This is a genomic window from Chryseobacterium mulctrae, assembly GCF_006175945.1.
GTDB lineage: Bacteria > Bacteroidota > Bacteroidia > Flavobacteriales > Weeksellaceae > Chryseobacterium > Chryseobacterium mulctrae.
The window spans coordinates 1398918-1414986 of the sequence record NZ_VAJL01000001.1; the positions used below are offsets into that span (position 1 = coordinate 1398918).

General features: G+C 36.6%; 13 protein-coding genes and 2 rRNA genes. 8 read left to right on the forward strand and 7 right to left on the reverse strand.

The features are described 5' to 3' along the window. Nucleotides 1-28 precede the first annotated feature (28 nt). The 3 genes from FDY99_RS06260 to FDY99_RS06270 all read right to left on the reverse strand — a co-directional run bounded on the left by FDY99_RS06260 (nt 29) and on the right by FDY99_RS06270 (nt 2848). Nucleotides 29-301 (reverse strand): hypothetical protein, encoded by a 273-nt coding sequence (locus FDY99_RS06260; protein ID WP_139420029.1) that lies wholly within the window; start codon nt 299-301, stop codon nt 29-31. A gap of 442 nt (nt 302-743) precedes the next feature. Next, nucleotides 744-1013 (reverse strand): hypothetical protein, encoded by a 270-nt coding sequence (locus tag FDY99_RS06265; RefSeq protein ID WP_139420031.1) that lies wholly within the window; start codon nt 1011-1013, stop codon nt 744-746. A 329-nt stretch (nt 1014-1342) separates the two neighbouring features. Next, entirely contained in the window at nt 1343-2848 is a 1506-nt protein-coding gene (locus tag FDY99_RS06270; protein WP_139420032.1) for a S8 family peptidase, read from the reverse strand. A 287-nt stretch (nt 2849-3135) separates the two neighbouring features. On the opposite strand from FDY99_RS06270, the gene pfkA reads away from it, so the two are divergent. The 3 genes from pfkA (at nt 3136) to FDY99_RS06285 (ending at nt 5519) form a co-directional block, all read left to right on the forward strand. Continuing rightward, on the forward strand, nt 3136-4122 hold the full coding sequence (gene pfkA / locus FDY99_RS06275; protein WP_102979737.1) for a 6-phosphofructokinase: 987 nt from the start codon (nt 3136-3138) through the stop codon (nt 4120-4122). A gap of 35 nt (nt 4123-4157) precedes the next feature. Further along, nucleotides 4158-5162 (forward strand): type I glyceraldehyde-3-phosphate dehydrogenase, encoded by a 1005-nt coding sequence (gap, locus tag FDY99_RS06280; RefSeq protein WP_066679504.1) that lies wholly within the window; start codon nt 4158-4160, stop codon nt 5160-5162. An 81-nt stretch (nt 5163-5243) separates the two neighbouring features. Then, entirely contained in the window at nt 5244-5519 is a 276-nt protein-coding gene (locus FDY99_RS06285) for a hypothetical protein (protein ID WP_139420035.1), read from the forward strand. A gap of 225 nt (nt 5520-5744) precedes the next feature. Here the strand turns inward: FDY99_RS06285 and FDY99_RS06290 are convergent, their stop codons facing one another. Beyond that, nucleotides 5745-6608: a glycoside hydrolase family 25 protein gene (locus FDY99_RS06290; RefSeq protein WP_139420036.1), complete on the reverse strand. Its 864-nt coding sequence runs from the start codon at nt 6606-6608 to the stop codon at nt 5745-5747. Between the two features lie 66 nt (nt 6609-6674). Between FDY99_RS06290 and FDY99_RS06295 the strand changes: the two genes are divergently transcribed. The 5 genes from FDY99_RS06295 to deoC all read left to right on the forward strand — a co-directional run bounded on the left by FDY99_RS06295 (nt 6675) and on the right by deoC (nt 11083). Further along, nucleotides 6675-7937, forward strand: coding sequence for an NAD(P)/FAD-dependent oxidoreductase (locus tag FDY99_RS06295; RefSeq protein WP_139420038.1), 1263 nt, complete (start codon nt 6675-6677; stop codon nt 7935-7937). Beyond that, nucleotides 7934-8608 carry a tRNA (guanosine(37)-N1)-methyltransferase TrmD gene (gene trmD / locus FDY99_RS06300; RefSeq protein WP_139420039.1) on the forward strand — a complete coding sequence of 225 codons (675 nt, stop codon included), beginning with the start codon at nt 7934-7936 and terminating at the stop codon, nt 8606-8608. Before FDY99_RS06295 ends, trmD begins: the two co-directional genes overlap by 4 nt. Nucleotides 8609-8898: 290 nt before the next feature. Continuing rightward, the gene (locus FDY99_RS06305; protein ID WP_084550763.1) at nt 8899-9834 is read left to right on the forward strand and encodes an endonuclease/exonuclease/phosphatase family protein; all 936 of its coding nucleotides are present in this window, start codon (nt 8899-8901) and stop codon (nt 9832-9834) included. 23 nt (nt 9835-9857) lie between these two features. Next, nucleotides 9858-10331, forward strand: coding sequence for an Lrp/AsnC ligand binding domain-containing protein (locus FDY99_RS06310; RefSeq protein WP_074231730.1), 474 nt, complete (start codon nt 9858-9860; stop codon nt 10329-10331). A 2-nt stretch (nt 10332-10333) separates the two neighbouring features. Beyond that, nucleotides 10334-11083 (forward strand): deoxyribose-phosphate aldolase, encoded by a 750-nt coding sequence (gene deoC / locus FDY99_RS06315; RefSeq protein WP_139420041.1) that lies wholly within the window; start codon nt 10334-10336, stop codon nt 11081-11083. A gap of 56 nt (nt 11084-11139) precedes the next feature. Here the strand turns inward: deoC and dusB are convergent, their stop codons facing one another. The 3 genes from dusB to FDY99_RS06330 form a co-directional block, all read right to left on the reverse strand. Further along, complete coding sequence (gene dusB / locus FDY99_RS06320) at nt 11140-12138, reverse strand: tRNA dihydrouridine synthase DusB (RefSeq protein ID WP_074231728.1); 999 nt, start codon at nt 12136-12138, stop codon at nt 11140-11142. A 776-nt stretch (nt 12139-12914) separates the two neighbouring features. Next, nucleotides 12915-13022: ribosomal RNA gene (gene rrf / locus FDY99_RS06325) — 5S ribosomal RNA — on the reverse strand. A gap of 143 nt (nt 13023-13165) precedes the next feature. Further along, nucleotides 13166-15924, reverse strand: a 23S ribosomal RNA gene (locus FDY99_RS06330). Nucleotides 15925-16069: the final 145 nt, after the last annotated feature.

Sequence of the window (16069 nt, forward strand, 5' to 3'; positions counted from 1 at the left end):
CTCCGATTCTAATATGTAATTGCTTCAATTAGATTCTTGTAATTGCAACAACATGTGGTATGCCTTCAATTGGGCTGTAAATTTCTACGATTGCATCCCAAACAACTTCTGAAGGTGGCATAGATGCTACACACTTAAAGCGGTAATTAGTTCCGTTAACCAATTGTGTAGATACAAGTTGCGGAGTATATTTTACTCCTACAAATCCTCTCATTGCTTCGTCAAATACTTTTTGATCTTGTGGCGTAAGAGCGTGATACGCTGTCCATCCTCCTACTAATGATTCTTGTGCTGTTGTCATGATTAATATTTTGATTTTCCTACTCTTGTGGCTTTTCGGATTTCGCCCCGTTTTAAATGGTTTCTGGTCTCCATGGTTTAAGTTTTTTATACAGATTGTTTATTAATATTTTTGAAACCTTTCAATACTATTTTTAAAACTTCTCTGTATTTGTTTGTGATCACATGACAAAGCTACTACAGATAAAATATATTTAATAGCGTATAAATACGTATTTTTAATTTTAAGTATAATTACCAAATACCATTTTTTTATTTAAACTTACCAATCATATATGTTTATACAAAATATTTTCGCAACAATAAAACATATTAAATATGATATTAAAAACAAAAAATATTCTTTTATTTTAAACTCGATTAAAGCTGAATTATTGATATGAAATCACAAAAAAATCGAAAGATAAATTCTTCCGATTATATTTTATGAATAAAAAAAACAATTAAATTCTAATAATAGAATCAACATGTGGTTTACCTTCAATTGGACAATAAATCCCTGCCATGGTTTCCCAAACCGGACTACCTGTTATTAAAGATGCTCTACATTTGAAACGATAGTTGGTTCCGTTTACCAATTGGGTAGAAACTTCATAAGGAACGTAGTGTACTCCAACGTATCCTTTTATTGCTTCATCAAATATTTTTTGATCTTCTGGCGTAAGAGTGTGATATTTTGTCCACCCTCCTACTAATAATTCTTGTGTTGACATGATTAATATTTTGTTTTTACCTACTCTTTTGGCTTTTTGGAAATACGCCCCGTTTTTGTGAATGGTTTCTGGTCTCCATGGTTAAATAGTTTTTAATACAAATTGTTTCGTCATACTGATAATATTTGGCCGAATTATCAAAATTATTAAACATTGTATTGGTTGTGTAATTACATAACAAAACTACCACAGATAAAACATATTTGTTAGCGTATAAACACTCATTTTTCAATTTGAGTATAATTACTTAACATAAAAAAGTAGCATCATTTATAATGACGCCACTTTTTAAAATTATATTTTCTTGTTAGCTCTTTAAAATATATAACCTATTGCACCGCTTGTAAAACATTAATATTTCCATATCCGTAATCTGCATTTTTTGTTGGATAATAGGTTGCAGACTGTCTCATTTTATTTAAGACCTGATCTCTCGTCCATGACGGATTTTTAGACCAAACCAAAGCTGCAATTCCTGCAGTAGAAGCAGTTGCTACAGAAGAACCGCCAACATAATCGGTTTGTGCATTATAATAACTTAGCACAGGAATATTATTTCCGGAAGCTCTTTCCATTTGATAGGTAAAATCTATTTCACTTCCAGAGTGGCAAACATCACACTTCTGATTCGAAGTATTTTCTTTCACTCCCGTTATCGCCTGAGTTTCCGGCATCCAAGCGGGGAAAATTACGCCGACAAATGTTGTAAAACTTGTAGAAGTTCCGCCTGCACAGAAAATCAGTTTTCCTTTAGAATAAGCATATTTTACACCATCTTCAATTTTTCCAACAGAGAAAATATGCCCCATCGACATTGAAATTATTTTCACACTTGCCATATTTCCAAGATTGGTAAAGGCTATTTTCACTCCTTCTTGTTCGTGATAACCATCCAAAACAACGTTTGAAGCTGCACGATAAGAGATCAAGTTTGCATTATAAGCAACACCAACCGGTTGTCCCTGATTGTTTCTTGGAGCCGCCATTGCAGAAGCCATACTCGTTCCGTGACCGCATTTATCATCCGCTCCGTCATAGCCAGAACTCCATGGCCAAACAGAATCTACATATACTCCGTTTTTACTGATTGTTCTTCCTGAAGATGAGCCATTGTTAAAACTCCCACTCAACAAACTTTGATTAAAAGAAACTCCTGAATCAATTAATCCGATGGTAACTCCGGCTCCTGTGCTGTAATTCCATGCACTGGTAATATTATGTTTTGCAAATGACCAAGGTGCTTTTGCGTTTGGAGTTACGGTAGTGTAATCTGAAGCACTCAGAGCAGTTGACTCCAATCCGCAACCTGAAGAACTTCCGCTTGATTTAGCTGTAGTTCCATTGATTTTATTTTCATTTTCAAAATAACGGTAATCTGCAGGTTCGAAATAACGTATTGATTTTAATTTTCGCAAAGCAATCACTGTTTCCTGCTTTTCGATATAAACATCCATTTGATTTAGAAATTCATCAGAAGCTAACAAAACTCGCTCGTTTTTCCCTTCATATTGCTGAATGACATCTAAAATTTCCTGTTGCAGAGTCTCAGAACTAGACGATTTACTTCTATCAAAATCATCTTTTGAGCTTCCGAAACCAATGGAAGCTATTTTATTTCCCTGAACAATTCCGCTCCACAAAAAGTGTGATGAAGCCTCATTCCAGGAAAACCTTCCTTTCGTCTTGGTGGTTTGATTAATCTGATCGTTGATTTGTCTTGCACTTAGCGGATCTGTCTGTACAATTTCTGCTTCAATAGAATTGGTCTGCATTTCTTCTGTAGAACAAGAACTCAATGCAAAAACTGTGAGTACGTAAAATACACATTTTTTCATAGTTAAATATTTTAAATTTGGTATTCCAAGATATTAATTTCTAATGATATAGAAATATTAAAAATTTTATTTTTGAAGGAAATACTATGCTATGAATATTTAATATTAATCACAATTACAGATTTATCTCATAGCTGTTTTTTGATGTAAAACATGAGATGAACAACCTTACATTCAGACATATTAATTCCATTAAATATTAAAAACCTATTCCTTAAAGTTATTCTCGAAATGCTACAGTTATCTGAACTTGTTTTCGTAAATTTGTGTTTGAAATTTTTTACTAGATGAAAGAAAGTGCTGTAAAAAAAATTGCAGTTCTTACTTCAGGAGGAGATTCTCCGGGTATGAACGCAGCATTAAGAGCAGTTGTAAGAACTGCAAATTACTATAATATCGAATGTTACGGAGTAAGAGAAGGCTACAATGGTCTTATTCACGATGATTTCCTGAAAATGGGAGCTCGTTCTGTAAAAAATATAATCAATCAGGGTGGTACGATTCTTAAATCTGCCCGTTCCGTGGAGTTCAGAACCAAAGAAGGACGTCAACAAGCGTATGAAAACTGTCAAAAATTAGGAATTGACGGTTTAGTTTGTATTGGCGGAGACGGAACTTTCACCGGTGCAAAAATCTTTAATGAAGAATTCGGAATCAGAGTAATTGGTGTACCGGGAACGATTGACAATGATATTTTCGGAACCGATAACACGATTGGTTACGATACCGCTTTAAATACAGCAATGGATGCTATCGACAAGATCCGTGATACAGCAACTTCTCACAACAGAGTTTTCTTTGTTGAGGTAATGGGGCGTGATGCAGGATTTATCGCATTAAACAGTGGTTTGGCGACCGGAGCTTTAGATATTTTGATTCCTGAAAGAAAAGACAGCATTGAAGATCTATTTGGAAAATTCAGAAATGCTGAAAAAACAGGAAAAGCATCAAGTATCGTTGTTGTTGCAGAAGGTGAAAAGCTAGCCAACGTTTATGAATTAGCAGAAAAAACAAAAGCAGAATTTCCTGATTATGACATCCGAGTAGCAGTTTTGGGTCACATGCAAAGAGGAGGTTCGCCAAGTTGTGCAGACCGAGTTTTGGCAAGCAGACTTGGTTATGGAGCCGTAGTCGGATTAATGAATGGTGAAACCAATGTAATGGCAGGAATGCGTTCTAATGATCTAACGTACACTCCTATTGAAGAAGCCATTAAAAAACATAATGAAATCAATAAAGATCTTTTATTAATTTCAGAAATTTTAGCAATCTAATCTATTTAATATAATTTTTAAAAAAGTAAAACACTATGTCAACAATTAAAGTAGGTATTAACGGTTTTGGTAGAATCGGTCGTCTTGTGTTCAGAGCAATGACAGAAAGAAGCAACATCGAAGTTGTAGGAATCAACGACCTTATCAATGCAGAATACATGGCTTACATGTTAAAATATGACTCTGTACACGGAGTTTTCCCAGGAGAAGTTTCTGTAGAAGGAAATGACCTTGTGGTAAACGGAAAGAAGATCAGAGTTACTGCAGAAAAAGACCCAAGCAACCTTAAGTGGGATGCAATTGGTGCTGACTATGTAGTAGAATCTACTGGTTTATTTTTAGATAAAGAAAGTGCTGCAAAACATATTGCTGCAGGTGCTAAGAAAGTAATTCTTTCTGCTCCTTCTAAAGATGATACTCCAATGTTTGTAATGGGTGTAAACCACACTGAGCTTACAGACGATGTAAAGATCTTCTCTAATGCTTCTTGTACTACAAACTGTTTAGCTCCTTTGGCTAAAGTAATTCACGATAACTTCGGGATCGTAGAAGGTTTAATGACAACTGTACACGCTACAACGGCTACTCAAAAAACTGTTGACGGTCCTTCAATGAAAGACTGGAGAGGTGGTAGAGCTGCTCTAAATAACATTATCCCTTCTTCTACAGGTGCTGCAAAAGCAGTAGGAAAAGTAATTCCTTCATTGAACGGAAAATTAACAGGTATGTCTTTCAGAGTACCAACTGTCGACGTTTCTGTAGTAGATTTAACAGTGAGAATTGAAAAAGGTGCTTCTTACGAAGAGATCTGTGCAGTAATCAAAGCAGCTTCTGAAGGTGAATTGAAAGGTATTTTAGGATACACTGAAGATGCTGTAGTTTCTCAGGATTTCGTAGGAGATAAGAGAACTTCTATCTTCGATAAAGATGCTGGTATCATGCTTTCTCCAAACTTTGTAAAATTAGTTTCTTGGTATGACAACGAAATGGGTTATTCAAACAAATTGGTTGATATGTTGGTTCATTCTTCTTCTTTGTAATTGATACATTTCAAATTGATAAAAAAAAACCTTCCGGATGGAAGGTTTTTTTGTTTATTTTAACCCCTCAAATTAATTATCATGCTTGAAGAACTTATTGAAAGATATTCCCAATATTCAGACGGAGAACTAATGACAGTTTATTTAAACAAAAATGGGTACACAAATGAGGCTCAAAAAGCTTTGGAAACTGTTGTAGAAAGAAAAGGTGGAATACAATCTCTAAAAGAGCGATATGATAAAATTGTTGAAAAAGAAGATGAAAAAATAAAATCAAGTACAATTATTGGAAGTATTATTGGGGGAATTATTGGTGGTACTACCGGTGGAATGTTGTGGGGATTACAAATGATATAATCTGGACGTGTTTTTTATATTTTTGCAATGGGATTATTTTTTATTTCTTACGGTTTTATAAAATTTTTCACAAAACAAAGTAAAAACAATATTATCGTATTTTATTACAATAATAATATCTGTTATTTTTGCTTTGGTCTTAGGAACTTTCATTTATGACATATTGGGCTATCATGATCCAAATAAACACTTACAATAATATTTAGTAGAAATGTTACGTGAGACTTAATCCAAAGTCAAGCTTTTCAGCGACCAAACTCTGCCGTTATAGATATTCAGATCTATTTTAGAATTGATTCCGTACACAATTCCGTTTTCTGTAAACTGCCAAAAATTCCATTGATCTTCAGGTGAAGGTTCGGGAACATCGTTGTAATTGGCAAGCCAGATCGGGTAACCATCAAATTCGCCTCTCAGAAAATCTTTGTAATAATGATAATAGGTATAAATAATAGGTTTCTCACCATAAGTTTCTTCTACAATTTTACACCAGATTTTTAAATCTTCAATTAGCTTTTCTTTCGACTTACTTTTTGGAATTTTTTCAATATCTAAAACCGGAGGTAAATCGCCACTTTCAAGCTTTACATTTTCCAAAAAATTATTTGCCTGAATGACCGGATCTTCATCAGCTCGGTAAAAATGATACGCTCCACGGATTAGGTTATGCTCTTTTGCAGAAGCCCAGAATTCATCAAAATTTTTATCGGTATTTCGGTTTCCCATCGTTGCTCTCATCATCACAAATTCAAGCGGAATTGTTTTATTTCCGATGCTCAAGCTATCCCATTTTATATCTTCTTTATTTTGGTAATGAGAAATGTCAAAACCATAAGTTTTATCCAAATTATTTGAAATAATTTTCTGAATTCTTAAAGTTTCGTTTTCGCTGTTTTTTAGCTTCTTATGAGCAAATTTATTAAAATATAAAGCATAATAGTAACTGATTGATTGCTTTAGATATAAACCTGTTCCGATAAGTGCAATCACCAAGATGAGCAATACAATTTTACGACGCAAAAAATAATTCTTTCGTCTTGATTTGTGGATGTTTTTGGCAGTTTTTTTGGTGTACTTTTTAGGGCTCATAAAGTTTTGCAAAACTAACTTTTTAAGCCTTAAAAATACTAAATAAAATAAGTAAATTTGTGTATTATGGAAACACGCGAAAAGGTTATCATCATTGGAGGAGGTTTTGCGGGATTGCAGCTTGCAAAAACGCTGAACAATAAAAATAAAAAGGTAATTGTTCTCGACAGAGTAAATCACCACATGTTTCAACCTCTTTTTTATCAGGTTGCATGCGGACGAATCGAGCCTTCCAATATCTCTTTTCCTTTCAGAAAAATCTTTCAGCAATCCAGAAATACACAGTTTCGTTTAACGGATGTAAAATCTATTGATCCGGCCAATAATAAGGTCATTACAGACGAAGCAGAATTCACTTACGACAAATTAATTATTGCCACTGGTTGTAAAACCAATTTTTTCGGAAATAAAGATCTCGAAAGTAAAGCTTTTGGGATGAAAAATACTCAGGAAGCCATTAGCATCAGAAATCATGTTTTAATGACTTTCGAAAAACTGATTCTTGAAAAAAGCCGAAGCGACGACGGAAACTGGAATATCGTTATCGTAGGAAGCGGGCCAACCGGAGTGGAATTAGCCGGAGCATTTTCAGAAATGAAAAAAGAAATTCTTCCGCGAGATTATCCTTATATGAATTTTGATCATCTTCAAATTATTCTCGTAAGTTCTACCGAAAAACCACTTGCCGTAATGAGCCCCGAAGCTCAGGAAAAATCTGAAAAATATTTAAAAGAATTAGGAGTAAACTTCCTCAGTGGTGAAGTCGTAACCGATTATGACGGAAATAAGGTCTATATGAAAAGTGGCAAAGAAATTCCTTCAAACAATGTAATCTGGGCTGCAGGAGTTACAGGAAATGTCATTGACGGTTTTCCTTCTGAAAATTTAGTAAGAAATCGATATATCGTCGACCGTTTCAATAAAGTAAAAGGTTACGACAATATTTATGCAGTTGGAGATATTGCCTACATGGAAACTCCGAAATATCCTCAAGGTCATCCTCAAGTTGCAAATGTTGCCATCAATCAGGCAAAAAATTTAGGCAAAAATTTTCTGAGGAAAAATAAAAACGAATGGGTTGAATATGAGTACAAAGACCAAGGTTCATTAGCAACCATCGGAAAACACAGAGCCGTTGTAGATTTACCATTTATAAAATTTCAGGGATTTTTAGCCTGGTATTTTTGGATGTTCTTACATTTAATGCTTATTTTGAGCGTCCGAAACAAACTGGCGATATTTTTTAACTGGATGTGGAGCTATTTTAATAAAGATTCTTCCTTACGTCTGATTATTTCGCCATCTCAAAAAAATAATACGCAGCAATGAGAATTGACATTATAAGCGTGCTTCCAGAATTAATGGAAAGCCCGTTTCAAACTTCTATTTTGAAAAGAGCAGTTGATAAAGGTATTGTAGAAGTACATTTTCATCAGTTGAGAGACTGGTCAATCAACAAACACCGCCAGATTGACGACGAGCCCTACGGTGGTGGTGCAGGAATGGTAATGATGATTGAGCCTATAGATAAATGTATTTCTGAACTTAAATCTCAGAGAGAATATGATGAAATCATTTATTTAACGCCCGATGGAGAAACTTTAAACCAAAGAATCGCCAATACTTTATCGATTAAAAACAATCTGATCTTTTTGTGCGGTCACTACAAAGGAATTGATCAGCGTGTAAGAGATTTACATATTACCAAAGAAATATCAATCGGAGATTTTGTTTTGACTGGTGGTGAATTGGCAGCTTGTGTTTTGGCAGATTCTATCATCCGTCTTGTTCCTGGAGTTTTGAATGACGAGCAAAGTGCTTTAACAGACAGTTTTCAGGACGATCTACTTTCTCCTCCCATTTATACAAGACCTGAATCTTATAAAGGATTGGAAGTTCCAAAAATACTTTTAAGTGGAAATTTCGCTAAAATAGAGGAATGGAGATACGAACAAGCTGTAAAAATCACTACAGAAAAGCGCCCCGACCTTTTAGAATAAGTAAAAAAACTTATGTGAGAAATAGTTTTTACTGAAAATTTTACATTTATAATACCTTTCAATACATTTTTCACCCCATTTATATCACTTTTAAATGGATTATTTTTTATTGAATCATACATGGGTTTGTTTGAAATTTATATTGTAAATTTGCCCATTATTTATCATTGTAATAACATATTAAGATTTTAAAAATTAATTTGATTTAAGATTTTATAATCATCAAAATTCTTGATATATTTAATGATAAGTTTGATTAAAATTTTGTCACAATTTAGAAAAATATGTTGATGGAGCTTTTTGCTTTTTACAATGTTGAAAATTTATTTTTGCCCGATCCGCCGCAGATTCATAAACTCGATCCTACAAGATCAGGATTACGAAACTGGGACGACAGAAAGTACAGAACTAAACTTTCAAAAATTGCTCATGTTTTTCGTTTAATGAAGGAAGAAAACGGAATTTTGCCTGCCCTTATTGGTCTTTGTGAAGTTTCCGGAAAAAAAGTATTAGAAGATCTGGTAAAACTTGATCCTTTCAGCTCTCAATACGGAATTGTACATTATAATTCTCTTGATGAGCGAAAAGTAGACGTTGCTCTTTTATATGACAAGTCTAAAGTTGAAATCTTAGATTCTGAAGCCATTACTTTCTTTTTTGAAATCGTAGACAACAGACCCGATAACTATGACACTACAAGGGATGTACTCTTTGCAAAAGTAAAATTCAAAGAGGAAATAATGAATGTTTTTGTAGCTCACCTTCCTTCGAAGAGAGAAAAAGACATTAATCAGCCCAAAAGAAACTTTATTATGAATGAAATTCACAACAGGATTTTAAATATCATCAATAAAGATCAGGAACATGTCATTTTGTGCGGAGATTTTAATCAAAACCCGGACGATGAGAATTTAATAAAAATTCTTTATGACAGTACACAGAACAGGGTTTTACACAACCCTTTTCAAAAGCTGTTTTCAACTAAGAAATATTCTACTTTTCATTACAAATCCGGACTACTTTTTGACCAGATCATGCTATCAGATTCTTTTTTTAAAGCTGATGCAACATTATCTTTTCAGGAGGCAAAGGTTTTTAATCCTGAAAGTATGAGTACTAGAAATAAAGGTTTTGAAGGCAGACCTTTCAGAACATATGCAGGAACAAGGTATCTTGGTGGCTTTAGCGACCACTTTCCTGTTTTAGTAGCTTTCAAAAAAAATTGAATTGAAGTAACAAAATATTAAAAATGAGAAACACAGAAGATAATACGAGCTATCAATTGGATCAGCTAGACAAAGAGATCATATATATGCTGATGGACAATTCTAAAAGTTCTTTGGCGTATATATCTAAACAAGTAGGGATATCTACCACTGCCGTACATCAAAGAATTAAAAAGCTTGAGGTAGCGGGAGTTATAGAGAATTCTATCTCATTTTTGAACCCAAGAAAAATAGGATACAAAGTAGTATCATACATCGGGATGTTTCTTGACCAGCCAAGTCATTATCCTGAGGTGGTAAAATCTTTGAAAGAAGTAAACGAAGTGGTAGAAGCACATTACACCACAGGAAATTATACTATTTTTCTGAAAGTCTTATGCAAAGACAACGACCATTTAATGCTGATTTTAAGCAAACTTCAGAAGCTGAAAGGCGTTACAAGAACCGAAACTTTCATATCTTTGGAACAAGGTATTTACAGACAACTGAAAGTATAATTATGATAAACATTTCTCAATATTTAGATTCGACTTATTTAAAAACTCCACAGCAATCAGGAATTTCTGAGGAAGAAACATTGCAGATTGTGAAAGATTTGGCTCAGGAAGCAATAGATCATCACATTTTTGCCGTAATGATTCGTCCTGATTATGTTGCTGAAATTAAAAGTTTTTTAAATGAAAAGAAATCTAATGTAATTGTAGGAACGGTAATTGGTTTTCACGAAGGAATATATTCTGTTGATGAAAAGCTGGCTCAAGCAACCAAGGCGATCAATGACGGAGCAGATGAATTGGATTTTGTAATTAATTATGAAGCTTATCTTAATGGAAATTTAGAGCTTGTAAAAGACGAATTTTTAAGATGTACGCAACTATGCATTCAGCATCAAAAAATTGCCAAATGGATTATTGAAATTGCAGCTTTGACAGATGCACAAATTGCAGACCTTACCAATAATATTTCAGCTTGGGCAGAAGAGAATTTTAATGAAAAAGATTTAGAAAATATTTTCGTTAAATCTTCAACAGGTTTTTATCAAACAGTAAACGGAAAACCAAACGGAGCAACCTTCGAAGGAATCAAAATAATGCTCGATAATGCGGGTAAACTTCCCGTAAAAGCTGCAGGTGGGGTAAGAACTCCGGAAGATGCAGAAAAGATGATTAAATTAGGCGTAAAAAGGATTGGAACTTCTTCCGCACTAGCTCTTATAAAAAATGATTCTTCTTCAAAAGGAGGATATTAATTCAAACAAAACTTTAAAAAATAACAAAACCCATCAAAATCTGATGGGTTTTAATTTTATGCTTGTTGAGCTTGATATTCTTCGTAAAACTCCTGAGTTTCATGAATTACAGCATCCATTTCTTCTAAAGTATATACTTCTAAGAATTTTCTTCTGAAATCTTTAAAATGTGGAATTCCACGGAAATAATTACTATAATGTTGTCTCATTTCAATTAATCCCAGCTTTTCACCTTTCCATTCAGCACTCCATTCAGCATGTTGACGAACAGCTAATAATCTGTCTGAAATAGTTGGAGCAGCCAAGTTTTCACCTGTTTTAAAAAAATGCTTTATTTCATTAAAAATCCACGGATATCCAATTGCAGCACGACCGATCATAATACCGTCGCACGCATATTTATTTTTATATTCTAAAGCTTTTTCAGGAGAATCTATATCTCCGTTACCGAAAATAGGAATCTCAATATTAGGATTTTGTTTAATTCTTGAAATATGTTCCCAATCTGCTTCACCTTTATACATTTGTCCACGCGTTCTCGCATGGATGGTTAAAGCCTTGATTCCTGTTTCCTGAAGACGTTCGGCAACTTCATCAATATTGATAGAATTGCTGTCCCATCCCAAACGGGTTTTCACCGTTACAGGAAGACTTGTAGAACTCACTACCGCTTTCGTTAAACGAACCATCATGTCAACATCCTTCAAAACACCTGCACCGGCTCCTTTACAAACCACTTTTTTTACAGGACATCCGAAATTAATATCTACCAAATCAGGATTTACAGTTTCTACAATTCTTGCAGACATCGCCATTGCCTCTTCATCACCACCAAAGATCTGAATTCCTACAGGTCTTTCATAATCGAAAATATCCAGTTTTTTTCTGCTTTTCATCGCATCACGAATTAAGCCTTCAGAAGAAATAAACTCCGAGTACATCAAATCTGCTCCATGCAATTTACACAAACGTCTGTATGGAGGGTCACTCACATCTTCCATCGGAGCCAACAAAAGCGGAAATTCCGGCAGTTCTATATTGCCAATTTTAATCATGGTGCAAATTTACGAATTTCTAAACTTTAAACAATTTAATAATATCTATTATGGTTATTCTTAAATATATTTAATATAATCGAACACCACTGAGTTTAATAATTATAATTTTAAGGAGCTATTTCCGGCTATTCGCTTTTACTCCTCACACCATTGCTTCTCCATCTCTAAATCTCTTCTACCCTCTACTTATGTTGCGGGGTAACCAGCTACTATCCGGGCTAAAAAATTCGGCACAAAATAAAGATGGAAGATTAACAGAATTTTCAGTAATTATTTCATACGAATATTCACTGAATCATTCAAATTATAAACTAAACTGACTAATGTAAAGTATTTGATGGCTAAAGAAAATATAAATCTACAAAAAACAGAAACTGTTGTGAAATAAGATTATGAAATCATTCATAACAGATTATATACTTACTGTTGTAAAGAGAGGTTTTTACAACAAGATGTTATTTTTTTGAGTTGAACCAAAAAATGTAATGAATAATTGTATCGCTCCTGCGGAGCTCTGAGAGATTGTTTATGATTTTCTGCTACAAAGGTTACGCTTCTCCGGAGCGAACCTTAACCTTAACCTTAACCTTAACCTTAACCTTAACCTTAACCTTAACCTTAACCTTAACCTTAATTAACCTTAACCTAATAGGCAAAATTACTTATTATCTATTATTCATTATCTATTGCTTTAAATGATCATTGATAAAAATATTGTTGATGTATATGCAAAAAAAAAGTCCTCCAATCTTACGATTGAGGACTTTTAAAAAAACTGGCGGCGACCTACTCTCCCGCTTTCGCAGTACCATCGGCGCTAGAGGGCTTAACTTCTGTGTTCGGAATGGGAACAGGTGAGCCCCTCTGCTAAAACCACCCTAAAGGTTGTATATAAGAGGGTAGAGTTTAGTAGTTAGAGGTTAGTGATATACTAACTTCTAATCTCTAATTTCTAACTTCTGATTTTATCGATAAAAACATTCACAAAGAGGTAACCTTGCTGCACTTTCGTAGCACCATATCAGGCTATAAATCTACGGGTAATTAGTACTACTCGGCTATGACATTACTGCCTTTACACCTATAGCCTATCAACGTTGTCATCTCCAACGACCCTTAAAAGATGTCTCATCTTGAGGCGAGTTTCGCACTTATATGCTTTCAGTGCTTATCTCTTCCAAACGTAGCTACTCAGCGGTGCTCCTGGCGGAACAACTGATACACCAGAGGTTTGTTCAAATCGGTCCTCTCGTACTAGATTCAAGCCCTCTCAAACATCTAACGCCCGCAATAGATAGAGACCGAACTGTCTCACGACGTTCTGAACCCAGCTCGCGTGCCACTTTAATGGGCGAACAGCCCAACCCTTGGGACCTTCTCCAGCCCCAGGATGTGACGAGCCGACATCGAGGTGCCGAACCTCCCCGTCGATATGAGCTCTTGGGGGAGACTAGCCTGTTATCCCCGGAGTACCTTTTATCCTATGAGCGATGGCCCTTCCATACGGAACCACCGGATCACTATGTCCTGCTTTCGCACCTGATCGACTTGTAGGTCTCACAGTCAAGCACCCTTATGCCATTACACTCTACGCACGGTTACCAAGCGTGCTGAGGGTACCTTTGAAAGCCTCCGTTACTCTTTTGGAGGCGACCACCCCAGTCAAACTACCCACCACGCAGTGTCCTTCAATACAGAAGTTAGGCTCCAAGTAAGTAAAGGGTGGTATTTCAACGTTGACTCCACAAACACTAGCGTGCCTGCTTCAAAGTCTCCCACCTATCCTACACATTACTTACTCAAAGTCAATACGAAGTTATAGTAAAGGTTCACAGGGTCTTTTCGTCCCATTGCGGGTACTCGGCATCTTCACCGAGACTACAATTTCACAGAGCTCATGGTTGAGACAGTGCCCAGATCGTTACACCATTCGTGCAGGTCGGAACTTACCCGACAAGGAATTTCGCTACCTTAGGACCGTTATAGTTACGGCCGCCGTTTACTGGGGCTTCAGTCAAACGCTTCGCATTGCTGCTAACGCCCTTCCTTAACCTTCCAGCACCGGGCAGGTGTCAGACCCTATACTGCATCTTTCGATTTTGCAGAGTCCTGTGTTTTTGATAAACAGTCGCCTGGGCCTTTTTACTGCGGCCACCATTGCTGATGGCGTCTCTTCTCCCGAAGTTACGAGACTATTTTGCCTAGTTCCTTAACCATGATTCACTCTAGCACCTTAGGATTCTCTCCTCGACTACCTGTGTCGGTTTTGGTACGGGTTGCTTCACTTCGGCTTTTCTTGGAAGCACTTTCCCTACAACAACTTCGCCCGAAGGCTAGGTCTTGACTATTCCGTCAGTCTCCAGTAAGTACGGCACTCCGTCCCCTTTTTAGTGTGAGCAAGTATGGGAATATTAACCCATTGTCCATCCACTACCCCTTTCGGGTTCGCGTTAGGTCCCGACTAACCCTCAGCTGATTAGCATGGCTGAGGAAACCTTAGTCTTTCGGTGAGCGGGTTTCTCGCCCGCTTTATCGTTACTTATGCCTACATTTTCTTTTCTGTCCGCTCCACCAAGCCTCACGACTCAGCTTCTGTGCAAACAGAATGCTCCCCTACCAGATATATCTAATGATATAAATCCATAGCTTCGGTACTCTATTTATGCCCGATTATTATCCATGCCGGACCGCTCGACTAGTGAGCTGTTACGCACTCTTTAAATGAATGGCTGCTTCCAAGCCAACATCCTAGCTGTCAATGCAGTCCAACCGCGTTGCTTCAACTTAATAGAGATTTGGGGACCTTAGCTGTTGGTCTGGGTTCTTTCCCTCTCGGACACGGACCTTAGCACCCGCGCCCTCACTGCCGTGGAACATTTATTAGCATTCGGAGTTTGTCAGGAATTGGTAGGATTTGACTCCCCCGCATCCAATCAGTAGCTCTACCTCTAATAAACTTATACACGACGCTGCACCTAAATGCATTTCGGGGAGTACGAGCTATCTCCCAGTTTGATTGGCCTTTCACCCCTACCCACAGGTCATCCGAAGACTTTTCAACGTCAACCGGTTCGGTCCTCCACTTTGTGTTACCAAAGCTTCAACCTGCCCATGGGTAGATCACAAGGTTTCGCGTCTAATACTACTAACTAAGCGCCCTATTCAGACTCGCTTTCGCTCCGGCTCCGGACCTGAAGTCCTTAACCTCGCTAGTAACATTAACTCGTAGGCTCATTATGCAAAAGGCACGCCGTCACCCAACTTGTGGGCTCCGACCGCTTGTAGGCGTACGGTTTCAGGTTCTATTTCACCCTTCTATTCGAAGTGCTTTTCACCTTTCCTTCACAGTACTTGTTCACTATCGGTCTTTCAGGAGTATTTAGCCTTGGAGGATGGTCCCCCCATATTCAGACAGGATTTCACGTGTCCCGCCCTACTCATTTATCACTTAAATATGCCTTTCATATACGGGGCTATCACCCTCTACGGCTGTTCTTTCCAGAACATTCTATTAAACATATAAAAGCTTTTGGGCTAATCCGCGTTCGCTCGCCACTACTTACGGAATCTCTTCGATTTCTTTTCCTCCGGGTACTTAGATGTTTCAGTTCTCCGGGTTTGCTCTCCTTGCGGAGTGACATGTCTTCAACATGCCGGGTTGCCCCATTCGGACATCTCGGGATCAATTCGTGTGTGCCAATCCCCGAGCTTTTCGCAGCTTACCACGTCCTTCGTCGCCTCTGAAAGCCTAGGCATCCGCCATACGCCCTTAACGATTTCTTTCCTAATATTATATTAGTTCAGTATTTTTTGATAAACTTTCGTCTATCGATATTTTTATAAACTCGGCACTCGAAAGTGCTCGGTTATCTCTTTGTGATATCTTTACCGTTAATGTCAATGATCTTTAATTCTTTTCAGAAATTCT